The sequence below is a fragment of the Streptomyces venezuelae genome (genome assembly GCF_008642295.1).
Classification (GTDB): Bacteria; Actinomycetota; Actinomycetes; order Streptomycetales; family Streptomycetaceae; genus Streptomyces; species Streptomyces venezuelae_C.
In genome coordinates this window covers 5838272-5859507 of sequence record NZ_CP029190.1, presented here as the reverse complement: position 1 = coordinate 5859507, position 21236 = coordinate 5838272, and the positions used below count along the sequence as shown (strand labels likewise).

General features: G+C 73.5%; 20 protein-coding genes and 1 pseudogene. 5 read left to right on the top strand and 16 right to left on the bottom strand.

Translation table 11 applies throughout. The features are described from left to right. Positions 1-159 precede the first annotated feature (159 nt). Positions 160-753: pseudogene (locus DEJ50_RS35445) on the bottom strand (transglycosylase family protein); the annotation flags it as partial. A 304-nt stretch (positions 754-1057) separates the two neighbouring features. Here DEJ50_RS35445 and DEJ50_RS26395 point away from each other — a divergent pair. Next, on the top strand, positions 1058-1852 hold the full coding sequence (locus tag DEJ50_RS26395; protein ID WP_190345049.1) for a hypothetical protein: 795 nt from the start codon (positions 1058-1060) through the stop codon (positions 1850-1852). A 166-nt stretch (positions 1853-2018) separates the two neighbouring features. Next, complete coding sequence (locus tag DEJ50_RS26390; RefSeq protein ID WP_223837917.1) at positions 2019-2369, top strand: hypothetical protein; 351 nt, start codon at positions 2019-2021, stop codon at positions 2367-2369. A gap of 24 nt (positions 2370-2393) precedes the next feature. Here DEJ50_RS26390 and der read toward each other — a convergent pair whose 3' ends face one another. The 5 genes from der to DEJ50_RS26365 form a co-directional block, all read right to left on the bottom strand. Continuing rightward, positions 2394-3848, bottom strand: coding sequence for a ribosome biogenesis GTPase Der (der, locus tag DEJ50_RS26385; protein ID WP_150210581.1), 1455 nt, complete (start codon positions 3846-3848; stop codon positions 2394-2396). A 78-nt stretch (positions 3849-3926) separates the two neighbouring features. Further along, positions 3927-4574 carry a lysophospholipid acyltransferase family protein gene (locus tag DEJ50_RS26380; protein WP_150210580.1) on the bottom strand — a complete coding sequence of 216 codons (648 nt, stop codon included), beginning with the start codon at positions 4572-4574 and terminating at the stop codon, positions 3927-3929. After that, a complete protein-coding gene (gene cmk, locus DEJ50_RS26375; protein WP_150210579.1) occupies positions 4571-5293 on the bottom strand; it encodes a (d)CMP kinase in 723 nt (240 codons plus the stop codon). Before cmk ends, DEJ50_RS26380 begins: the two co-directional genes overlap by 4 nt. A 282-nt stretch (positions 5294-5575) precedes the next feature. After that, entirely contained in the window at positions 5576-6664 is a 1089-nt protein-coding gene (locus DEJ50_RS26370; RefSeq protein WP_150210578.1) for a prephenate dehydrogenase, read from the bottom strand. Positions 6665-6807: 143 nt separating this feature from the next. Continuing rightward, on the bottom strand, positions 6808-7344 hold the full coding sequence (locus tag DEJ50_RS26365; RefSeq protein ID WP_411757693.1) for a YidB family protein: 537 nt from the start codon (positions 7342-7344) through the stop codon (positions 6808-6810). Between the two features lie 50 nt (positions 7345-7394). On the opposite strand from DEJ50_RS26365, the gene DEJ50_RS26360 reads away from it, so the two are divergent. The 3 genes from DEJ50_RS26360 (at position 7395) to DEJ50_RS26350 (ending at position 8964) form a co-directional block, all read left to right on the top strand. Next, positions 7395-7736 carry a DUF952 domain-containing protein gene (locus DEJ50_RS26360; RefSeq protein WP_150210576.1) on the top strand — a complete coding sequence of 114 codons (342 nt, stop codon included), beginning with the start codon at positions 7395-7397 and terminating at the stop codon, positions 7734-7736. Positions 7737-7829: 93 nt separating this feature from the next. Beyond that, positions 7830-8255: a Rieske (2Fe-2S) protein gene (locus DEJ50_RS26355; protein ID WP_150210575.1), complete on the top strand. Its 426-nt coding sequence runs from the start codon at positions 7830-7832 to the stop codon at positions 8253-8255. 28 nt (positions 8256-8283) lie between these two features. Next, on the top strand, positions 8284-8964 hold the full coding sequence (locus tag DEJ50_RS26350) for a DNA polymerase beta superfamily protein (protein WP_150210574.1): 681 nt from the start codon (positions 8284-8286) through the stop codon (positions 8962-8964). Here the strand turns inward: DEJ50_RS26350 and DEJ50_RS26345 are convergent. From DEJ50_RS26345 to DEJ50_RS26300, 10 genes are all read right to left on the bottom strand, one after another. Beyond that, positions 8953-9708, bottom strand: a complete 756-nt coding sequence (locus DEJ50_RS26345; protein WP_150210573.1) for a DNA polymerase beta superfamily protein — start codon at positions 9706-9708, stop codon at positions 8953-8955. The genes DEJ50_RS26350 and DEJ50_RS26345 overlap by 12 nt on opposite strands. Before the next feature lie 3 nt (positions 9709-9711). After that, positions 9712-10731, bottom strand: a complete 1020-nt coding sequence (locus DEJ50_RS26340; RefSeq protein ID WP_150210572.1) for an ADP-ribosylglycohydrolase family protein — start codon at positions 10729-10731, stop codon at positions 9712-9714. Then, the gene (locus DEJ50_RS26335; protein ID WP_150210571.1) at positions 10728-11471 is read right to left on the bottom strand and encodes an NUDIX hydrolase; all 744 of its coding nucleotides are present in this window, start codon (positions 11469-11471) and stop codon (positions 10728-10730) included. The genes DEJ50_RS26340 and DEJ50_RS26335 overlap by 4 nt, the downstream gene beginning before the upstream one ends. A gap of 278 nt (positions 11472-11749) precedes the next feature. Then, positions 11750-12991 carry a pseudouridine synthase gene (locus tag DEJ50_RS26330; RefSeq protein WP_150210570.1) on the bottom strand — a complete coding sequence of 414 codons (1242 nt, stop codon included), beginning with the start codon at positions 12989-12991 and terminating at the stop codon, positions 11750-11752. Beyond that, entirely contained in the window at positions 12991-13605 is a 615-nt protein-coding gene (scpB, locus tag DEJ50_RS26325) for an SMC-Scp complex subunit ScpB (protein WP_150210569.1), read from the bottom strand. Before scpB ends, DEJ50_RS26330 begins: the two co-directional genes overlap by 1 nt. Beyond that, positions 13602-14918 (bottom strand): segregation and condensation protein A, encoded by a 1317-nt coding sequence (locus DEJ50_RS26320; protein ID WP_150212378.1) that lies wholly within the window; start codon positions 14916-14918, stop codon positions 13602-13604. The genes scpB and DEJ50_RS26320 overlap by 4 nt, the downstream gene beginning before the upstream one ends. Positions 14919-15976: 1058 nt before the next feature. Further along, positions 15977-16477 carry a hypothetical protein gene (locus tag DEJ50_RS26315; protein WP_190344701.1) on the bottom strand — a complete coding sequence of 167 codons (501 nt, stop codon included), beginning with the start codon at positions 16475-16477 and terminating at the stop codon, positions 15977-15979. Continuing rightward, positions 16462-17502: a ParA family protein gene (locus tag DEJ50_RS26310; RefSeq protein ID WP_411757642.1), complete on the bottom strand. Its 1041-nt coding sequence runs from the start codon at positions 17500-17502 to the stop codon at positions 16462-16464. Before DEJ50_RS26310 ends, DEJ50_RS26315 begins: the two co-directional genes overlap by 16 nt. Before the next feature lie 460 nt (positions 17503-17962). Further along, positions 17963-19078 (bottom strand): alanine dehydrogenase, encoded by a 1116-nt coding sequence (gene ald, locus DEJ50_RS26305; RefSeq protein ID WP_150212376.1) that lies wholly within the window; start codon positions 19076-19078, stop codon positions 17963-17965. 144 nt (positions 19079-19222) lie between these two features. Further along, entirely contained in the window at positions 19223-21202 is a 1980-nt protein-coding gene (locus DEJ50_RS26300) for a tetratricopeptide repeat protein (protein ID WP_223837916.1), read from the bottom strand. Positions 21203-21236: the final 34 nt, after the last annotated feature.

The following is a 21236-nucleotide window of genomic DNA, read 5'->3' as shown; positions in this document are numbered from 1 at the left end:
CGTCGGCGGCTCGGATGCCGCGCCCGGTTCCGGGCCGCGGCTCGGCGGGGCCACCGGAACCGGCGCGGGCTCCACGCCCGGCGACGGCACGGGTGTGGGCACAGCCACCGGCACCGGCACCGGCTGCGGCTGCGGCTGCGGCTGCGGCTGCGGCGCAGTCGGTGGGAGGGTTAGGTGGGTGCCCACCTTGAGGGTGCCGGGGTCCGGGCCGAGACCCGCCCGGTTCGCCGCGTACAGCGCCTGCCAGCCGCCGCCGACCCGGTGCTTGCGGGCGACCGACACCAGGGTGTCCCCCGGCCGCACCACGTGCGCCCGGCCCGCCAGCCCGTACCTCCGCGAGCACTCCGGCCAGGCCTCCCACCCCTGGGTGCCGAGGAGTTCCTCCGCCACCCGGATCTGCTGCGGCCGGGTCGCCAGGTCGGCCCGCGGAGCGAACTGCAGCCCGCCGTGGTCCTCCCAGGTGGGCTGCCAGAACTGCAGTCCGCCGTAGAAGCCGTTGCCGGTGTTGATGTTCCACCGGCCGCCGGACTCGCAGTCCGCGACGCAGTCCCACGGCCACAGCCGGCCCGGACCGCAGTCCCCCGGCCCGCTGCCGATCACCCCGGGCGAGCCCACCGCCGCCGAACCGGCAGGTCCCGGTGCCGGCGGCGGGGGCGGCGCCGCCCCCGCCGGGGAGTACGGCAGGGGCGCCAGGGCGAGCACCAGCGCGGCGAGGACCGCCTGCACGGCCCGCCGGATCCGGAGGTGGGGCATCGGGTCACGCTACGCAGTACGCCGCCCGCCACCGCCCCCGCCACGCGGCGGGCCGCCGGCTCCGGCCACACCCCACCCGTCCGGGCGCCCCCCGAAACGGGCGATCCCCGACACCAACCTGCCACAAACCGCCAGCAGTTGGCTTGAACCGAACGCGGCCGTGGCGCATTCACCCCTTCGGGGGCCCGGTTCGATTCCGTTCCCTCGTCCGGCGTTACCCCGGCCACCGCTCCCCCGTTGAGCCCGGCGAGCCGGGAACCACCCGGCTGCGCACGCCTATCCGAGGAGTCACCCCGTGCCGCGCATGCTCGACGTCAGTGATGACGTACGCGCCGAGATCGGCGACGAAGAAGCCGACCTGCTGCTCGCCGGCGACAACGCGCCGGGCAGTTACGACTGCACCTCCTGCCGCACCCCGGGCAACTCCGAGCGCGAACGCACCAGCACCGTGCTGTTCGTGGGCGAGGAGACCGCCGTTCTCGCCTTCGCCCACGCGACCTGCATCCCGTCCCAGGTCGTGACCGTGTCCGAGGAGCAGCTCCAGGGGGCCGTCGCCTCCATCACCGGTGACTCGCCCGGTACCGCAGCCGCCACCGCCGACGGCACCGCGCCGCCGGTGCCGGGCGGCCAGGCCGTCCTCGGCATCACCAGCGGGCTGGTGCTGATCGGGGGCGATCTGCACCCGGCCCTGGTGGTGGAGCCGACCGCCCCCATCGCCCGGCCCGGCACCACCGGCCCCGGGGACGACTTCCTGCCGCTGCTGATCGAGCAGGGCTTCATCCCGGTCACGAACACCGCCGAGGTGCCCTCCCCGCTGGCGGGCTGGTCGGTGCTGCTGGCGGCCGGCCAGCTGCACGCCGTACTGCAGCCGGGCAGCGAGGGCAGCGGTCAGGTCGCCTGGTGGCAGGCCCACCAGGCGCTGTCCGTCACCGACGGCTGGCGGGCCGCCGTCAACCGCACCCAGCGCGTCCTGCTCTACGCGGCCCCGGTCGGCTCCATCGGCCAGCAGCCCCGCGAGGACCTGCTCCGCGACGCCCTGGACAAGGCCGCCGCCGCCGGGAAGCTGGTGGCCGCCTCGATGCCCCTCGCCGGTACCTGACCGTTCCGGTCACCGCGTTGCGCCGGGGGTGTGTGGTCTCTCCACACACCCCCGGCGATCTGTGTTTTTCGGCGTTTTCCCGGCCTGTTCTGCCGCCCGCCCGCATCCGCAGCGGCTCGGGTTCGTTGGCAGATACGTGCATTCATACGACCCCCACATCCCCCCGATGCGGACGCACAGCGCCTCGCAGACCCCGATCTACGACGCGTTGTACTCGGAGTACCTGCGGGCCTTCCGGGCCCTGCCGTACGACCGGACGGGCGAGGAGGACCTCGGGTTCACGGCGTTCGGGTCCGGCCCCTCCGCCACCGCCGGCCACCAGAGCCCGTACGGCAGCGGCCACAGCGGAGTCGGCGGCTGGAACGGTTCCGCATGGCAGACCGAACCCTGGCCCGCCTCCTACACCCCCCAGCCCACCCACGCCGGCACCTCCGGATACGGCAGCGGGCGGCAGCACCAGACCGGGATGCACCACATCCCGGCGGCCCTGCCGCCCGCTCCGCGCCGGGGCTACTGAACCCCCGCACGGCTGCTCCCGCAGTTACTTCTTCTTGGCGCCGCGCTTCTCGCGCACCCGCACCGACATGTGGATCGGGGTGCCCTCGAAGCCGAACTCCTCGCGCAGGCGGCGCTCCACGAAGCGGCGGTAGCCGTGCTCCAGGAAGCCGGAGGCGAACAGCACGAACCGCGGCGGCTTGGTGCCCGCCTGGGTGCCGAACAGGATGCGCGGCTGCTTGCCGCCGCGGATCGGGTGCGGGTGGGCGGCGACGATCTCACCGAGGAAGGCGTTCAGCCGGCCGGTCGGGACCCGCGTCTCCCACCCCGCCAGGGCCGTTTCGATGGCCGGGACCAGCTTCTCCATGTGACGGCCGGTGAGCGCCGAGACGTTCACCCGGGGCGCCCAGGACACCTGCTGCATCTCGGTCTCGATCTCGCGCTCGAGGTAGTAGCGGCGCTCCTCGTCGAGCTCGTCCCACTTGTTGTAGGCGATCACGATCGCACGGCCGGCCTCGACCGCCATGGTGATGATGCGCTGGTCCTGGACGCTGATGCTCTCGGTGGTGTCGATCAGGATGACCGCGACCTCCGCCTTCTCCACGGCGGCGGCCGTACGCAGCGAGGCGTAGTAGTCGGCGCCCTGCTGGAGGTGGACCTTCTTGCGGATGCCCGCGGTGTCCACGAACTTCCAGGTGACCCCGCCCAGCTCGATCAGCTCGTCGACCGGGTCGCGGGTGGTGCCGGCCAGCTCGTTGACGACGACCCGCTCCTCCTTCGCGACCTTGTTGAGCAGCGAGGACTTGCCGACGTTCGGGCGGCCGATGAGGGCGATCCGGCGCGGGCCGCCGAGCGGGGTTCCGCCGAAGGTCTGCGCGGGGGCCTCGGGCAGCGCCTTGAGGACCTGGTCCAGCAGGTCACCGGTGCCGCGGCCGTGCAGTGCGGAGACCGGGAAGGGCTCGCCGAGGCCGAGGGACCACAGCATGGAGGCGTCTGCTTCGCCGGACTGGCCGTCGACCTTGTTGGCGGCCAGTACGACCGGCTTGCCGGCCCGGCGCAGCAGCCGGACGACGGCCTCGTCGGTGTCGGTGGCGCCGACCTTGGCGTCCACCACGAAGACCACCGCGTCGGCGGCCTCGATGGCGAACTCGGCCTGGGCGGCGACGGAGGCGTCGATCCCGAGGACGTCCTGCTCCCAGCCGCCGGTGTCGACCACCTTGAAGCGGCGGCCGGCCCATTCGGCCTCGTAGGTCACGCGGTCGCGGGTGACGCCGGGCTTGTCCTCGACGACCGCCTCGCGGCGGCCGATGATCCGGTTCACCAGGGTCGACTTGCCGACGTTCGGGCGGCCGACGACGGCGAGGACGGGGAGCGGGCCGTGGCCCGCCTCCTCGATGGCGCCCTCGACGTCCTCGATGTCGAAGCCCTCTTCCGCCGCGAGCTCCATGAACTCCGCGTACTCGGCGTCGCCGAGCGCTCCGTGGTCGTGCTGGTCGTTCATGAAGTCCGTTCCTCGTCGTTCGTGGTGATCGGTGGCACCCGCGCGGCTGCGCCGGTCCACTACTGGTTCAAGTCTGGCCTATCGCCCGGTGAGACGCCTGGCCTCCGCCAGGTGGGCGGTCAGACGGTCCTGGATCCGTACGGTGGCCTCGTCCAGGGCCGTGCGGGTCCGTCGCCCGCTGCCGTCCCCGGCCCGGAAGGGGTCGCCGAAGACGATGTCCATGCGGCTCCTCAGCGGCGGAAGCGCCTTGACCAGCCGGCCGGGGCGCTCACTGCTGCCCAGGACGGCGACCGGGACGATGGCGGCCCCGGAGCGTACGGCGAAGTACGCAAGGCCGGCCCGCAGCGAGGCGAAGTCGCCCTCGCCCCGGGTGCCCTCGGGGAATATCCCGAGGACCCCGCCGTCCGCCAGTACGCCGAGGGCGCTGGTGACGGCGGTCCGGTCGGTGCCGGTCCGGTCGACCTTGACCTGCCCGATCCCTTCGAGGAAGGGGCCGAGCGGTCCCACGAACGCTTCCTTTTTGATCAGGAAGTGCACGGGCCGGGGCGCGGTCCCCATGAGCATGGGGCCGTCGATGTTGTGGGAGTGGTTCACCGCAAGTATGACCGGCCCGGCGGCCGGCACCTTCCAGGCGCCGAGCACACGGGGCCTCCACAGCCCGTACATGAGCCCGATGCCGATCCGCCGCCCGATCGCCGCACCCTTGAGGGAGGGCGTTTCGGTCATCCGGCCGCCGCCTGCCGCTGCGCCTGCTTCGCCGCCCGCTTCTCCTCGACCAGGGTCACCACGCACTCGATGACCTGCTCCAGGGTGAGCTCGGTGGTGTCGACCTCGACGGCGTCCGCGGCCTTGGCCAGCGGGGAGGTCTTCCGGCCGGAGTCGGCGGCGTCCCGCTTGACGAGGGCCTCGCGGGTGGCCGCCAGGTCGGTGGCCTCCTTGCCCTTGAGCTCGCCGCTGCGGCGGGCGGCGCGGGCCTCCGGGGAGGCGGTCAGGAAGATCTTCAGGTCGGCGTCGGGCAGCACGGTGGTGCCGATGTCCCGGCCCTCGACCACGATCCCGCCCTCCGCGCCGGCGGCGATGGTGCGCTGGAGCTCGGTGATGAGGGTGCGGACCTCGGGCACCGCGCTCACGGCGCTCACCTTGGAGGTGACCTCCTGGGTGCGGATGGGGCCGGAGGCGTCGAGGCCGTCCACGGTGATGGTGGGCGCGGCCGGGTCGGTGCCGGACTCGATGGCCGGCTTGCCGGCGGCGACCGCCACGGCGTGCGGGTCCTCGACGTCCACCCCGTTGCCGATCATCCACCAGGTGATCGCCCGGTACTGGGCCCCGGTGTCCAGGTAGCGCAGCCCGAGCTTGGCGGCCACGGCCTTGGAGGTGCTGGACTTGCCCGTGCCGGACGGACCGTCGATGGCGACGATCACGGCAGACGGAGCGGCGGTTTCCACGGGGCGGGCACCTTCCTGATTGCGCGTACGTAGTCCGGGCGCGCCAAAGCGCCCCTCTCCAAGGTTACCGGGCGGCGGCGGTGGTCGGCCCCGCCTAGTGCCGTGACCGGAAAGGTTCACCGGCCCGCGGCGCCCGGCACGGCGCCTCGCCGCGTTGTCGGGCCACGCAAGTACGTCCAGTACGAGCCGTGGCCCTCCGCCTTGCGATGCACCGCACCGGACGCCGCGGGCCTACCGGCAAACCTTTCCGGTCACGGCACTAGCGACCGCCCGCCCGGACCGCTACTGCTGCCGCAGGGCCCAGCCCCTTTCGCGCAGCTCGGCGGTGAGCAGCGGCACGGCCCGCGGCTCGACCATCAGCTGGACCAGGCCGGCCTGCTGGCCGGTGGCGTGCTCGATCCGGACGTCCTCGACGTTGACCCCGGCCCGGCCGGCGTCCGCGAAGATCCGGGCCAGCTCGCCCGGCTTGTCGCTGATGAACACGGCCACGGTCTCGTAGGCGGCGGGGGCGGCACCGTGCTTGCCGGGGACCCGGTCGCGGCCGGCGTTGCCGCGGCGCAGTACGTCCTCGATGCCGGCCGCGCCGTCCTGCCGCTTCGCCTCGTCGGCCGACTGGAGGCCGCGCAGCGCCTGCACGGTCTCCTCCAGGTCGGCGGCGATGCCGGACAGCACGTCGGCGACCGGGCCGGGGTTGGCGGAGAGGATCTCCACCCACATCCGGGGGTCGGAGGCGGCGATCCGGGTGACGTCCCTGATGCCCTGCCCGCAGAGCCGGACGGCGGTCTCGTCGGCCTCCTCCAGGCGGGCGGCGACCATGGAGGACACCAGCTGCGGCGTGTGCGAGACCAGGGCCACGGCCTTGTCGTGGGCGTCGGCGTCCATCACCACCGGGACCGCCCGGCACAGCGCGACCAGTTCCAGGGCGAGGTTGAGCACCTCGTGGCCGGTGTCCCGGGTGGGGGTGAGCACCCAGGGCCGCCCTTCGAAGAGGTCGGCCGTCGCGGCCAGCGGCCCGGACTGCTCCTTGCCGGCCATGGGGTGCGTACCGATGTAGGCGGAGACGTCCACCCCGGCCGCTTCGAGTTCCCGCCGTGGTCCGCCCTTGACGCTGGCCACGTCCACGTAGGCGCGGGCCAGGCCGCGGCCGATGGCCTCGGTCAGGGTGGCGGCGACATGGGCCGGGGGTACGGCGATGACGGCGAGGTCCACCGGGCCGGCGGGCGGGGTGTCGGTGCCTGCGCCGAGTGCGGCGGCGGTGCGGGCCTGGGAGGGGTCGTGGTCCTCCAGGTGGACGGTGATCCCCCGGCCTGCCAGGGCGAGTGCCGCGGAGGTACCGATCAGGCCGGTTCCGATGACGACGGCGGTTCTCACTCTGGGCGCTCCTCGATGGACGGTCCTGCGGTCTGCCACTCAGGGTAGTCATCCCGTACGACCGGAAGGACCCGGTGACCGTCCTGCGAGACGATCACCGGGCCCTTCCGTACTGCCGGACCGGCCGGACGTGCCGGAACCGGTCAGAGGTTCTGCTTCCGGATGATGTCCTCGAGCGATTCGGTGGGCACCTGCCCGGTCGGGGTCAGCTTGTCCACGGCCTGCGGGAGGGTCTGGGCGATCTGGTCGGCGGCCTGGTCGGGACTGACGCCGGTCTGCTCGGCGACCTTCCGGAGGGTGTCGCCGGGCAGTGCTTCCTTGATCTGCGCGCCGCTGACCGGCTGGTTCTCGCCGGTGCCCACCCAGGACTGGGCCTGGTCGGTCAGCCCGGCCTTGGTCAGCATGTCCAGCAGTCCGCCGAGCGGGTTGCCGTTCCCGGCGGCCTGCGCACCGGCCGCACCACCGCCGGCTCCGCCGCCCATCAGCTGGCCGAGCAGGGCGCCGAGGATGTTGCCCCCGCCGCCTCCGCCGCTCTGGCCGGCCTGGCTGCCGCCGAGGAGGGAGCCGAGAAGGGAGCCGAGGTCATTTCCCGCCATGGTCGTGCCTTTCGGAGAGGGGCCGGGCGGCGGCTGGGGCCGGCCCGGCTCAAGACACGGACAATCTCCCTCGAACCACCGGATATCGCTACTTGACGGAGATCGCCGGGGCGGGGTGCGCTACAACAAACGGCATGATCTTCCACGTGGTCCCCCTCGCCGACTGGTCCGCGGACCCGGACCTGCCCTATGCCCCGCCCTCCCTCGACTCCGAAGGCTTCGTGCACTGTTCGGCGGACCGCCCGACCGCCCTCGCGATCGCGGACGCCCACTACCGCGACACGCCGGGCACCCTGCTCGCCGTGGAGCTCGACGAGCGGGCCCTGACCTCGGAGGTCCGCCGGGAGGGTGAATCCGGCGCCCGCTACCCGCACCTGCACGGCCCGGTCGACCGGGCGGCCGTCGCGCGGATCTGGGAGGTCGTCCGTACGCCGGGCAGCCCGGCGGTACTCGCTCCCTGGAACCCGGGCGACTGAGCCGGCGGCCGGCCTCCCCGGCGCGCCGGACACGGCCCGGCGCCCGGCCGGGCCAGGATGCTCCTCGCCCCCCACGCGACCGAGGAGACCCCGATGAGCGACCCCACCCGCACGGCCCGCCGCACGGTTCTCGCGGTGGGCGCCGCCGCCCTGGCAGGCGGTGCGCTCACCGCCTGCGGCGAGGCAAAGCAGCCCACTCCCGGCACCGAGCCCGCAACGCCCCCGCCCACCGGGAAGCCGCTGACCACGAAGGCGGACGTCCCGGTGGGAGGCGGCACGATCTTCAAGGAGGAGAAGGTGGTCGTCACCCAGCCCGAGGCGGGCACCTTCAAGGCCTTCTCGGCGATCTGCACGCACCAGGGCTGTACGGTCGCCAAGGTCGCGAACGGCACCATCGACTGCCCCTGCCACGGCAGCAAGTTCAAGGTGTCGGACGGCGCGGTGGCGCACGGCCCGGCCACCCGGCCGCTGCCGCCCCGCACGATCACGGTCTCGGGTGACGAAATCACGCTCGCGTAACCCGCGCCCCTGCGCCTACGCTCCCCCGATGAACGATCAGACGCTCGTCGCCGACCACACCGTCTACGCATGCGTGATGGGTTCGCGGTCGTTCGGACTGGCGACGGAGGCGAGCGACACCGACCGGCGCGGTGTCTACCTCGCCCCGACGCCGCTGTTCTGGCGCTTCGAGAAGCCCCCGACCCATGTCGACGGCCCGCTGCCGGAGCAGTTCTCCTGGGAGCTGGAACGGTTCCTCGAACTGGCCCTGAAGGCCAACCCGAACATCCTGGAGTGCCTGCACTCCCCGCTGGTGGACCGGCTGACCCCGGTGGGCGAGGAACTCCTCTCGCTCCGCGAGGCGTTCCTCTCCCGCCGCGCCCACGAGACCTTCACCCGCTACGCCCTCTCCCAGCGGGGCAAGCTGGAAGCCGACGTCCGCGTCCACGGCGCCCCGCGCTGGAAGCACGCGATGCACCTGCTCCGCCTGCTGATCTCCTGCCGCGACCTGCTCCGCACCGGCCGCCTGACGATCGACGCGGGCCCGCACCGCGAGGCCCTGCTGGCGGTCCGCCGCGGCGAACGCAGCTGGCAGGAGGTCGACGCCTGGATGACCCGCCTGACCGACGAAACCGAGGCGGCCCTCCACCGCACCCCCCTCCCGGCCGCCCCGGACCACCCCCGCGTGGCGGACTTCTTGCTCCGCACCCGCCGCGCCTCAGCCCACTGACCGGCACCGCACGACGAAGTCGTCGAGCCCGTCGTACCCGGCCGGCGCGGCCGGCAGCCGCGTCGCGCCCTGGGCCGCGTCCAGGACCTCGTGCAGTACACCGAAATCCCGCTCCAGCCGCTCCCTGCCGGGCTGCTCCCATGCCCCGTGCTCGGCGGCCACCTTGGCCTCGATCAGCTCCCCCAGATACCCGGGCGCCTCGGTCACCACCAACGCCAGCTCCGGCAACCCGGCCTGCACCTCGCCCGAGCGCATCAGATGCACCCCGGTGAGCAGCGCCCGGAAGGCGTACAGAAGCGGCTTGAGCTCGGCCGTCTTTTCGAAGAGCCGCCACTGGGTGTTCGCGAAGCCCCGGTAGTGGTGCGCGTGATGGGAGGTGAGCACTCCGGGGGCGAGCGCGGCCAGTTCCGCGTGCGCATCGGTGGTGTGCACCACGAGCGGGGACAGCAGCTGTTCCAGCACGTACCCGTTGGGCCGCAGCATCAGCCGGACGAACTTGCGCACGTCATGGGTGACCAGGTCCATCTCCACGCCGTCGCGGTCCCACATCCGGGTCCGCGTCTCTTCCGGCTCGCGCAGGCCGAGCAGCGCGGCGGCGGGCAGCAGGTGGACGCCGCGGAGGTCCACGTCCGAGTCCCGGGACGGGAATCCGTACAGGTGGGCACCCGACACCGTCGCGAAGAGCAAAGGGTCGGGTTGTTCGGCCACCACGGGGGTCAGGTCGATGGTCAGCGCGTCCAGCATGGATCAAGCATCCCAGAGCGCGCCGAACGTCAGGAGTTCGTCCCGGTATTCGATGCGGCCCTCCCAGTCGCGGGGCCAGATGTCCGCGCCCAGGTGGGCGCCGGCGAAGGCGCCGGTCAGGCAGGCGATCGAGTCCGAGTCGCCCGCCGTGCAGGCGGCCCGGCGGAGGGCCGTCAGGGGGGCCGAGGGGAAGAGGAGGAAGCAGTGCAGGGCGGTGGCCAGGGCCTCCTCCGCGATCCAGCCCTCGCCGGTGGCCAGGCAGGGGTCCAGTTCCGGGGACGGGTCGCGCAGGGCCGCTGCCAGCCGGTCCAGGACGGCCAGGCAGTCGTCCCAGCCGCGGGCGATGAAGGACTCCGGGGAGGCGTCGGAGGCGGTACGCATCCACAGGTCGCCCAGCCAGGCCTCGTGATAGCGGGTCCGGTGGCGCAGGGCGTACGAGCGCAGCCGGCCGACCAGCCCCGTCACCTCCACCCCCTGCGCGAGCAGGTACACGGCGTGCGCCGTGAGGTCGGAGGCGGCCAGCGCGGTCGGGTGACCGTGGGTCAGCGCCGACTGGAGCTGGGCCACGCCCGCCCGCTCGTCCTCGGTCCAGCCCGGCACCAGACCCACCGGCACCACCCGCATGTTCGCCCCGCAGCCCTTGGAGCCGGTCTGGCTGGCGTCCCGCCAGTCCCGCTCCGGGTCGTTCAGCAGACTGCACGCCCGCAGGCAGGTGTTGCCGGGCGCCCGGTTGTTCTCCGGGGAGTGGTACCAGTCGACGAACTCCTCCCGGACCGGCCGGGCCAGCCGGAGCGGGTCGATCCGGCCCTGCTCCAGGGCCGTCCGGATGCCCCGGGCCAGGGCCAGCGTCATCTGGGTGTCGTCCGTGACGATCGCCGGGCTCGGCAGCCGCATCTCCCGCCAGGGGCCTGACTTGGCGAGGATCGACGGGACGTCGTTGAACTCGGTCGGGAAGCCCAGCGCATCGCCCAGCGCCAGGCCGATCATGGCGCCGGTGGCGGCACGCTTGGTCGGGGTCGTCATCTCGGGTGTCCTTCCGGGCGGAGCAGCGGTGGGTGGAGGGCGGTCGCGGAGCCCGCCCGGTAGAGCGCGGCGGGCTTGCCCCGGCCGCCGGTCAGCCGGGCCGCACCCGGCACCGGCTCGACGAAGCCCGGCGTGGCGAGCACCTTGCGGCGGAAGTTCGGCCGGTCGAGCGGGGTGGACCAGACGGTCTCGTAGACGGCCTGGAGCTCGCCCAGGGTGAACTCGGGCGGGCAGAAGGCGGTGGCCAGGCAGGTGTACTCGAGTTTGGCGCCGACCCGGGAGCGGGCGTCCGCCAGGATCGCGTCGTGGTCGAAGGCCAGAGCCGCAGCCCCCGCCGCCTCGTCCACCGGGACCCAGCGGGCCTGCGCCGCGTCCCCGCCGCCCTCCGCGGCCGGCTCCGGCATGTCCGGCACCAGCGCGGTGAAGGCCACCGACACCACCCGCATCCGCGGGTCCCGGTCCGGCTCGCTGTAGGTGCGCAGCTGCTCCAGGTGCAGCCCGGCCACCACGGCCCCGGCCAGGCCGGTCTCCTCGGCGAGCTCCCGCCGGGCGGCGGTCTCGGCGGATTCCCGCGGCAGTACGAAGCCGCCCGGCAGCGCCCAGGCGCCTTCGTACGGCTCCTGGCCGCGCCGGATCAGCAGGACGTTCAGGGCGCCGCCGCGCACGGTGAACACCGCCAGATCGACGGTCACCGCGAAGGGCTCGAAGGCGGACGGATCGTACGCGGGCCCGGCGCTCATGCCACCGCCCCGGTGGGGGGCCGGCCGGGCACCGATGCCCTGCCGGTGCGCGAGGTGCGGCGCAACGGCAAGGCCCTGACCGGTCCGACGGGTCCGACGGGTCCTGGTCCACCCCCGTGGGTCCAGGTCCATGAAAACGTCCGGCGCACAGCCAGCCCCCCCCTTTATGGTCAGGAAGACTATAAACAGCGGCGGGTGTCCCGGGCAAGGCAAAAGCCCGCGGCGCCTCGAGGGCGCCGCGGGCTTCGCGGGAACCGGCAGGGGGAGGAGCTACGGCACTACAGGCCGACCTCGCCCATCAGCATGCCGACCTCGGTGTTGGTCAGCCGGCGCAGCCAGCCCGACTTCTGGTCGCCGAGCTCGATCGGGCCGAAGGAGGTGCGGACCAGCTTCTCCACGGGGAAGCCGGCCTCGGCCAGCATCCGGCGCACGATGTGCTTGCGGCCCTCGTGGAGGGTCACCTCGACCAGGTAGTTCTTGCCGACCTGGTCGACGACGCGGAAGTGGTCGGCGCGGGCGTACCCGTCCTCCAGCTCGATGCCGTCCTTGAGTCGCTTGCCGATGTCCCGCGGCAGCGGGCCGGTGATCGCGGCGACGTAGGTCTTCTTCACGCCGTACTTCGGGTGCGTGAGGCGGTGGGCCAGCTCACCGTGGTTGGTGAGGAGGATGATGCCCTCGGTCTCGGTGTCGAGCCGGCCGACGTGGAAGAGCCGCGTCTCGCGGTTGGTGACGTAGTCGCCCAGGCACTGGCGGCCGTCCGGGTCCTCCATGGTGGAGACCACACCGGCCGGCTTGTTCAGCGCGAAGAACAGGTACGACTGGGTGGCGACGGTCAGGCCGTCCACCTTGATCTCGTCCTTCGGCAGGACGCGCTTGCCCTGCTCCAGCACGATCTGGCCGTTGACCTCGACACGCGCCTGCTCGATGAGCTCCTCGCACGCACGGCGCGAGCCCATGCCGGCCCGGGCGAGCACCTTCTGCAGGCGCTCACCCTCCTGCTCGGCGCCCGGGAAGGTCTTCGGGGTCTTGATCACGGGCTTGTCGGCGTACCGGTCGCGCACGCGCTCCTCGATCCGCGCGTCCAGCTCGCGGGGGCGGGACTGGCCGCTGCGGCTGCCCGGGCCGCGGCGCGGGCCGCCGGCCCCGCCGATGCCGGGGGTCTTGGAGCTCTTCGGGCCGCCCTTGGCGCCACCGCGGGCCGCCGCGCCGCGCGCACCGCCGCCGCCCGCCTTGGGGCCCGAGCGACCGCTGCGCTCGCCCTCGGGGCCCACGTCGTAGCGACGCTCCTCGGGACGGGGCTTACGGGGACGCTGGGGCGCCTGGTCCCGGTCGCGGTCCCGGTCGCGGTCGCGCGAGCCGGAGCCGCCGCCCTGGTAGCCGCCGCCGGAGGAGGAGCCGCGGTACCCACCGCCGCTGCGGGAGCCGCCGCCGCGGGAGCCGCCACGCGAGTCACCGCGTCCGCCACCACCGCCGCCGCTGCCGCTGTTCCTGTTGCCGCCGCCGTTGCCGTTGCTTCGCATCAAATGTCCGTCGTCTTGTCGTCGTCTACATCAGTGTCCGGTGCGTCCGGATCGAACGACGGCACACCTTCTTGCGTCTCGGCTTCGATCGCGTCCGCCTCGGGGAGGAAGGGCGCGAGCTCCGGGAGCTCGTCCAGGCCGCGCAGGCCCATCCGCTCCAGAAAGTAGTTCGTCGTCCTGTACAGGATCGCACCTGTTTCGGGTTCCGTCCCCGCCTCCTCCACCAGACCGCGCTGGAGGAGGGTCCGCATGACCCCATCACAGTTCACGCCGCGTACGGCCGAGACCCGGCTGCGGCTCACCGGCTGGCGGTACGCCACCACCGCGAGGGTCTCCAGCGCGGCCTGGGTGAGCCGGGCCTGCTGCCCGTCCAGGACGAAGGCCTCCACCGCCGGGGCGTACTCCGCCCGGGTGTAGTAGCGCCAGCCGCCGGCGACCAGCCGCAGCTCGAAGCCGCGGCGCTGGACGTCGTACTCGTCGGCGAGCTCGCGGAGCGCCGTGGCGACGTCGCGCGGACTCCGGTCGAGCACCTTGGCGAGATGCGCCTCGGTGGCGGGCTCGTCCACCACCATCAGCACGGCCTCCAGCGCCGGCTTCAACCCGTCGACCGTCACCCCGCCACCTCCACATCGAACTGGTCGAACTCATCGAACTCATCGAACTCGTCGGTCACCGCCGCCGCGGCTGCGGCACCGTCGTCCGGGCCGCTCCAGCGCACCGTGAGCGCCTGCAGGGCCTCCACCTGGTCGAGGACCACGGCCTTCTCCCGGTAGAGCTCCAGCAGGGCGAGGAACCGCGCCACCACGGTGAGGGTGTCCGGCGCGTCCTCGGTCAGCTCGGCGAAGGTCGCCTCACCGCGGGCGCGGAGCATCCGTACGACCACCTCGGCCTGCTCGCGGACGCTGACCAGGGGGGCGTGGATGTGGTCCACGTACACCTGGGGCTTGGCCTTGGGCTGCATGGCCTTGACGGCGAGCCGCGCGAACCCCTCGGCGCCGATGCTGATGACCACGTCGGGCAGCAGGTCGGCGTGGTGGGGCTCGAGCCCCACGGTCCGCGGGTACCGCCTGCCTTCGGCCTCGGCCCGCTCCTCGAAGATCTCGGCGATCCGTTTGTACGCGCGGTACTGGAGCAGCCGCGCGAAGAGCAGGTCCCGGGCCTCGAGAAGGGCGAGGTCGGCCTCGTCCTCGACCTCGGCGGCGGGGAGCAGCCGGGCGGCCTTGAGGTCGAGCAGGGTGGCGGCGACGACGAGGAACTCGGTGGTCTGGTCGAGGTCCCAGTCGGCGCCCATGGCGCGGATGTGCGCCATGAACTCGTCGGTGACCTTGGAGAGGGCGACTTCGGTGACATCGAGCCTGTGCCGCGAGATGAGCTGCAGGAGCAGATCGAACGGCCCCTCGAAGTTCGCCAACCGAACGGTAAACCGCCCGTCACCACCCCCGGCGGGCGCAGCTTCGCCTGGCGCAGCGGGCCCGGCCGGCGCGCCAGGCACGGCAGCACCGCCGCCTTGCGAGGCGGAGGCCGGGGTCCCGGCGCCGCCCGACGCAGCGGTTACGGCGGAGCCGGCCAGCGCGCCCGACACGACGGGGGCGGTCGGCACGACGGCAGGGTGCCCGGCCGAAACGGCGCCACCCGGCCCTGCGGACCCGGCGGGCTGCTCGGACTCGGCGGCCCCGCCCTGCGAGGCGCGAGCCGGGAACGCGGCGGCGCCCGGCGCAGCGGCTGCGGCGGGCCCGGCCAGCGGCGCGGGGTGCTCGTGCTCGGGTGCTTCGTCCCCGGTGGCGGGGGGTCCGGGGGTCTCCCCCCGGTTTCGGGAAGGGGCGGGGTCGGGGAAACCCTCCCGCCGGCCCGGCGCAGCCACCGGCACCCCCGGGCCGCGGCCCAGGCGACGCCGGGCGGCGGGGCCTGCGGGGTCCTTCGGGTGCATCACGGGTCCAGAGTGCGGGAGCGGGCGAAACGGCGATCGGCGCCCGGGCGGGCGCCGTACACCCGGGCAGACTACCGGGCCCGGCCCCACCCACCCGGGCACACCGACCGGCGGCGCGGCCACCCGGAGCCGAAGGCTCCGCACCGCGCAGCTCCAGGCGGGGCGCAGCGGGGCCGCGGCCGTCCGGCGGAGCCGCAGCGCGGTCCGGGCAGGCCCGGCGGGTGTGGAGGTGCGGCTGACGCCGCACGCGCCCCGCCATGGGCCGCCGTAGGCCGGTGGAACCCCGGACCGGCACCCGCGCGCCCGGCAGGGCGAACGTACGGGCCCTGCAGGGCGGCCTGGACAGGGCCGATGACGCTGCGGACGGCACCGGCAGAGGGCCGAGGCCGTCGAAGACTGGAACAGCGGCCCGCGGCGCAGGGCCGGCGGGGGGCGGCCGGTGGAGGGCTCGGAACGGCACCCGGGCAGGGCCGGGGGGGGGCCGCAACCGCGCCCCGCGCAGGCCCGGCGGGGCGGACATACGGGCGGCCATGGCCGCAGACGCGCCCGGCAGGGCGGCCTCGGCAAGGCCGATGACGCCTCGGGAGGCCCTGACAGGGGGCCGACGCCGTCGGAAACCCGGAGCGACGGCCCGCGCAGGCCCGGCAGGGGCGGCCGGCGGAAGCCCGGCAGGGCGGCCCGCGTCGCAGGCCCGCGGGGACGGCCGGCGGAGAGCCCGGAGCGGCACACCCGGGCAGGACCGCGGGCGGCCCCGGCAGGGGGCCGACGCCAGTCGGGGACCCCGGAACGGCAGCCCGCGTCGCAGGCCCGGCAGGGGGCGGCCGACGGAAGCCCGGCAGGGCGGCCCGGGCAGGGCCGGGGACGGGCCCGGGCAGGGCCGGGGGCGGGCCCGGCAGGGGGCCGACGCCAGTCGGGGACCCCGGAACGGCAGCCCGCGTCGCAGGCCCGGCAGGGGGCGGCCGACGGAAGCCCGGCAGGGCGGCCCGGGCAGGGCCGGGGACGGGCCCGGGCAGGGCCGGGGGCGGGCCCGGGAGGGGCTCGGGGCGGAGGGGGGCGGGTTAGCGGCCTCGGAGGCGGCGGACCAGGATGCTCGCGTCGCCGCGGGATTCCAGGTCCGCCAGGACCACCGCCACCGCCTCGCGGACGATGCGGCCACGGTCCACCGCCAAGCCGTGCTCCCCGCGCAGGACCAGGCGCGCGTGCTCCAGGTCCATCAGCTCCTCAGCGGAGACGTACACGGTGATCTTCTCGTCGTGGCGCTCACGGCCGCTGGGGCGGCGGTTCGCGCCCCGCCCCTTGCGCCGGGGAGCGGCCCCGGCCGCAGGGCCGGAACCTTCCTGCGGCCGGCGCTGAGAGCCCACCACCGGGTCGACCGGCGGTGGCGGCGCCTGCACCACCGGTTCCGGCGCGGCCACCGGCACCTGCACCGGCGCCGGGGCCGGTGCCGGCTCCGGCGGCACCTCCTCCGTGCCTCGCCGCGGCGTGGACGACTGGAGCGCCATCCCCCCGGTCGTGCGGAACAGTTCGTCGGCTCCGGGCAGACTCACTCGGCGTGACACCGGGCGAGCACCTCCCTGGCGAGCTGGCGGTACGCGGCGGCGCCGACGGAGTTGGACGCGTACGTGGTGATCGGCTCGCCCGCGACCGTGGTCTCCGGGAACCGCACCGTCCGGCCGATGACCGTGTGGTAGACGTGGTCGTCGAAGGCCTCGACCACCCGCGCCAGCACCTCGCGGCTGTGCACCGTGCGGGAGTCGTACATCGTCGCCAGGATGCCGTCGAGCTCCAGCTCCGGGTTGAGGCGCTCCTGGACCTTCTCGATGGTCTCGGTCAGGAGGGCGACGCCTCGCAGGGCGAAGAACTCGCATTCCAGCGGGACGATGACCTTGTGAGCGGCCGTCAGGGCATTGACCGTCAGGAGGCCGAGCGAGGGCTGACAGTCGATCACGATGTAGTCGTAGTCGGCCATCAGGGGCTTCAGCGCCCGCTGCAACGTGGACTCGCGCGCGACCTCGCTGACCAACTGCACTTCCGCAGCGGACAGGTCGATGTTGCTCGGCAGCAGGTCCATGTTGGGGACCGCCGTCTTGAGCAGCACTTCGTCGGCCGACATGCCCCGCTCCATGAGCAGGTTGTAGACCGTCAGGTCGAGTTCCATCGGGTTCACGCCGAGGCCGACCGACAGGGCTCCCTGCGGGTCGAAGTCGACGAGCAGCACCCGGCGTCCGTACTCGGCGAGTGCGGCACCCAGGTTGATGGTCGACGTGGTCTTGCCGACGCCGCCCTTCTGGTTGCACATCGCGATGATCTTCGCCGGACCGTGGTCGGTCAGCGGGCCCGGGATCGGGAAGTACGGCAGCGGCCGTCCGGTCGGGCCGATCCGCTCGCGGCGCTGCCGGGCAGCGTCGGGGGCGAGCGTGGCCGCGTACTCGGGGTCGGGCTCGTATTCGGCGTCGGGGTCGTAGAAGTGCCCCTCGGGCACCTCGTTGTTGTAGTCGGCGAAACCGGTGGGCCCTTGGCCGCTCAGGTCGCCGGCCATGGAGTTCACGTCTAGGCCGTCCATGCTCTTCGGGGGCGTCGTCATGTGCTGGTGGTTTGCGAAGGTGCGGACTGCGACGGAGCCGACAGCTTCGAGCCCGGCCGGGCCCTGGGCCGGCGTGGGCGCCCCTGCTTGACCACCTCCGGGAGCAAATGTCGACTCATTCACAAGTCGTCTTACCTCCTTGGACGTGACCAGGACACTTATCGATAGGTCAGCGTGGCACCATGCCGACGGTTGTGGACTCTATGGCGTGTCAGCGCTCCGCAGCAACACAATCCGCCGGACCCGGCACGATGTGTCGGCAACCGAACACCGCTCTGTCAAGAGCGTACGAGCCGCCACTGCGAAGTTTCGGGGGTGTGCGAAACGGTTAAAGGGTTACGTTCGAGGCGAGTTGAGCGGCCCGTTCGGGCGGGCCCCACGCGCGTCCGGCCGGACCTTGCGGGCAAGGTCCGGCCGGATACGTGAGATTGACGTCAGTCGTTGACGGAATGCCGTCCGATCAGCCGAGCAGCGTGTGCAGCTCGACCGACTCGAGGCCGTGGGCCTCGGCGACCGGGCCGTAAACGACCTGGCCGTCATGGGTGTTGAGACCCAGCGCCAGCGCGGGGTCACGGCGCAGCGCCTCGACCCAGCCGAGGTTCGCGAGCTGCACGATGTAGGGCAGGGTCGCGTTGGTCAGCGCGTAGGTGGAGGTGTTCGGCACCGCGCCCGGCATGTTGGCGACGCAGTAGAAGACCGAGTTGTGGACCTGGAAGGTCGGCTCGGCGTGGGTGGTCGCGCGGGAGTCCTCGAAGCAGCCGCCCTGGTCGATCGCAATGTCGACAAGGACACTTCCGGGCTTCATCCGGGAGACGAGCTCGTTGGTGACCAGCTTCGGGGCCTTCGCACCCGGGATCAGCACCGCACCGACGACGAGGTCGGCCTCGAGGACGGCCTTCTCCAGCTCGTAGGCGTTGGAGACGATCGTCTTGATCTTCGTGCCGAAGATCTTGTCGGCCTCGCGGAGCTTGTTGATGTCGCGGTCGAGCAGGGTCACGTGGAAGCCCATGCCGATGGCGATCTGAGCCGCGTTCCAGCCGGAGACGCCGCCGCCGATGACCACGCACTCGCCGGCGTGGGTGCCGGGGACACCGCCGGGGAGCACGCCACGGCCGCCGGCCGAGCGCATCAGGTGGTAGGCGCCGACCTGCGGGGCCAGCCGGCCCGCGACCTCGGACATCGGGGCGAGCAGCGGGAGCGCGCGGTTGGCGAGCTCGACCGTCTCGTACGCGATGGCGGTGGTGCCGGACTCCAGCAGGGCGTCCGTGCACTCGCGGGAGGCCGCCAGGTGCAGGTAGGTGAAGAGGGTCTGGTCCTTGCGGAGGCGGTGGTACTCCTCGGCGATGGGCTCCTTGACCTTCAGCAGCAGGTCGGCGGTGGCCCAGACCTCGTCCGCGGTACCGAGGATCTCGGCGCCGGCGGACACGTACTCGGCATCGGTGATCGAGGAACCCACACCGGCGTTCTGCTCGATGAAGACCTGGTGGCCGTTGCGGACGAGCTCGTGCACGCCGGCGGGGGTGATGGCCACCCGGAACTCGTTGTTCTTGACCTCGCGGGGGATACCGACCTTCACGTCGATCACGCGTCCTTGGCTCAGGGGATAACGGGGCAATGCCATACATACCCGTTCACAAGAGAGCGCAACGGGATGCACCACGGGATGACGTGGTGAACCCAGTTTAATGAAGGATTAACGCGTGTCTAGCCTTGCAAACTATTAATCTTGGCCGGAACCGCTACGGATTTCGTAGGCGCCCGCTTGATTTGGCTCCTCTCCCAGCAACCGGTCGGCCGCCCCGCGGTGCAGCCGGGCCGCCGCCGGGTCTCCCAGCCGGTCCAGGGTGTCGGCCAGCCGGACCTGCAGGGCCGCCTGCAGCCGCACGTCCCCGGCCCGGCGGGCCAGCTCCACCGCCTCCCGGCAGGTGTGCAGCGATTCCTCGGGCCGCCCGGCGTACTCCTGGACCCGGGCCATCTCGCTCAACGCCTTTGCCTGTCCCGGCACATCGGCGAGTTTCCGGTAGCCGGCCGCCGCCGCCCGCCAGCTGCGCAGCGCGTCCCCGTACCGCCCCGCCAGGGTGTGCACATTGCCGAGCCGGCCGTACAGCCGCGCCTCGTCGGCCCGCTCCCCCCGGGCGAGCGACTGGGACAGGGCCCGGCCGAACCAGTCGGCGGCCCGGTGCCAGTCCCCCATTTCCTGGTGGGCGCCGCCTACGGATTCCATGGCCCGGCCGGTCGCGTACGGGTCGTTTGCGGCGCGCCCGGCGTCCAGTGCGGCCCGGTACCGCTCCAGCGCCTCGGCGGTCCGCCCGGTCTCGGCGTCCAGGTCGGCCAGGTTCAGCAGGGCCGCGGCCTTCTCGCGGTGCAGCCCGCGCCGTTCGGCCACGTCCAGCACCAGCCGGTGCAGCCCGTACAGCTCGGGAGCGGCGGCGTCGGTGCCGCGGTGCGCGGCCAGCGCCCGGACCAGGGCGGCGATCAGCCGGCGGGCCAGGGTGTCCAGCTCGCCGTCGGCGACGGCCAGCTGGGCGGAGGCATTCAGGGCCGGCAGCCGGGTGTCCAGCCAGCGGGTGGCGGCCCGGGGGTCGGGGAAGCGGAGGGCGCGGGGCAGCCCGTCCAGCAGTTCGCGGACCTGTTCCTCGTCGCTCTCGGCCATGGCCAGGCAGGAGTGCAGCAGCCGTACGGTCCGCTCCAGCATCCGGGCCCGGGCCAGCTGCACCTCGGCGGCGCGCTCCTTGGTCTCCAGCAGCGGACGCAGCAGCGGGCCGAGGCAGCCGGGCAGCAGGAACAGCCCGTCGCTGCCCGGCCGGACCAGGCCCAGCCCGGCGAAGTCCTCCAGGGTGGACTGGGCCGCGGCGACCGAGCAGCCGGCCAGCGCGGAGACGGTGTGCGAGTCCAGCAGGCCGGCCGGGGCGAGCGGCAGCAGCCGCAGCGTGCGCTGGGCCGGCTGCGGCAGCGATCCGTAGACCAGCCGGAAGGCGCGGGCCAGGGTCCCGCCGGAGCCGGCCGGGGTGTCGTGGAGCTGTTTGGCGAGGTCGGCGACCGAGGCCTTGGGGCGGGCCGCGAGCCAGCCGCCGACCAGCACCAGCGCGGCGGGCTGGCCTCCGCACTCCTCGACGAGGGCCTCGGCGGCGCGGGGGTCGACGGTGACCCGGATGTCCCCGATCCGCCTGCTGAGCAGGGCGACGGCGGCGGGGGTGTCCAGTCCGCCGAGGGTGCAGGGGCGGACGTCCGGAATGCCGGTCAGCGGCCCTTCCGACGTGACCACGACCAGGCATTCGCGGACGTCCGGAAGCAGCGGGTCCACTTGGATGGCGTCCCGGGCGTCGTCGAGCAGGACGATCGCCTTCCGCCCGGCGAGCGCCTCGTTCAGGGCGGCTCCGAGCTCATCGGCCCCGGCGCCCGGCGGGGTGCGCCGCCCGAGCCCCTCCAGGAGGTCCCGTGCGGTGCGCTCGGTGCTCACCGCCGTGCCGCCGGGCGTGGTGAGCCGGGCCCGGAGCACCCCGTCGGGGTACTGGCCGGCGACGTCCCGCACGAACTCCTCGGCGAGCGCGGTCCGTCCGGACCCGGGCCGGCCGGCGATCAGCAGCACCCGGGCGCGGGGGGACTTGTCCTTGCGGCCGGAGAGGGTGTCGAGACCGGTCCGGGCGATGTCCTCGCGCAGCTCCTTGAGCTCGCGTCGCCGCCCGACGAATTCCGTCACAGCCCGCTCCTTTCCGTGCCCGATCCTTCGGAGA

Bases quoted from the DNA above. Each gene is read 5' to 3' on its own strand.
- DEJ50_RS26355 (WP_150210575.1), top strand. From the start codon at position 7,830: ATGAGCGACCCCACCCGCACGGCCCGCCGCACGGTTCTCGCGGTGGGC.
- DEJ50_RS26360 (WP_150210576.1), top strand. From the start codon at position 7,395: ATGATCTTCCACGTGGTCCCCCTCGCCGACTGGTCCGCGGACCCGGAC.
- DEJ50_RS26350 (WP_150210574.1), top strand. From the start codon at position 8,284: ATGAACGATCAGACGCTCGTCGCCGACCACACCGTCTACGCATGCGTG.
- DEJ50_RS26330 (WP_150210570.1), bottom strand. From the start codon at position 12,991: ATGCGAAGCAACGGCAACGGCGGCGGCAACAGGAACAGCGGCAGCGGC.
- DEJ50_RS26320 (WP_150212378.1), bottom strand. From the start codon at position 14,918: ATGCACCCGAAGGACCCCGCAGGCCCCGCCGCCCGGCGTCGCCTGGGC.
- DEJ50_RS26345 (WP_150210573.1), bottom strand. From the start codon at position 9,708: ATGCTGGACGCGCTGACCATCGACCTGACCCCCGTGGTGGCCGAACAA.
- DEJ50_RS26390 (WP_223837917.1), top strand. From the start codon at position 2,019: ATGCGGACGCACAGCGCCTCGCAGACCCCGATCTACGACGCGTTGTAC.
- DEJ50_RS26380 (WP_150210580.1), bottom strand. From the start codon at position 4,574: ATGACCGAAACGCCCTCCCTCAAGGGTGCGGCGATCGGGCGGCGGATC.
- DEJ50_RS26340 (WP_150210572.1), bottom strand. From the start codon at position 10,731: ATGACGACCCCGACCAAGCGTGCCGCCACCGGCGCCATGATCGGCCTG.
- DEJ50_RS26310 (WP_411757642.1), bottom strand. From the start codon at position 17,502: ATGACGACGCCCCCGAAGAGCATGGACGGCCTAGACGTGAACTCCATG.
- DEJ50_RS26395 (WP_190345049.1), top strand. From the start codon at position 1,058: ATGCTCGACGTCAGTGATGACGTACGCGCCGAGATCGGCGACGAAGAA.
- der (WP_150210581.1), bottom strand. From the start codon at position 3,848: ATGAACGACCAGCACGACCACGGAGCGCTCGGCGACGCCGAGTACGCG.
- DEJ50_RS26335 (WP_150210571.1), bottom strand. From the start codon at position 11,471: ATGAGCGCCGGGCCCGCGTACGATCCGTCCGCCTTCGAGCCCTTCGCG.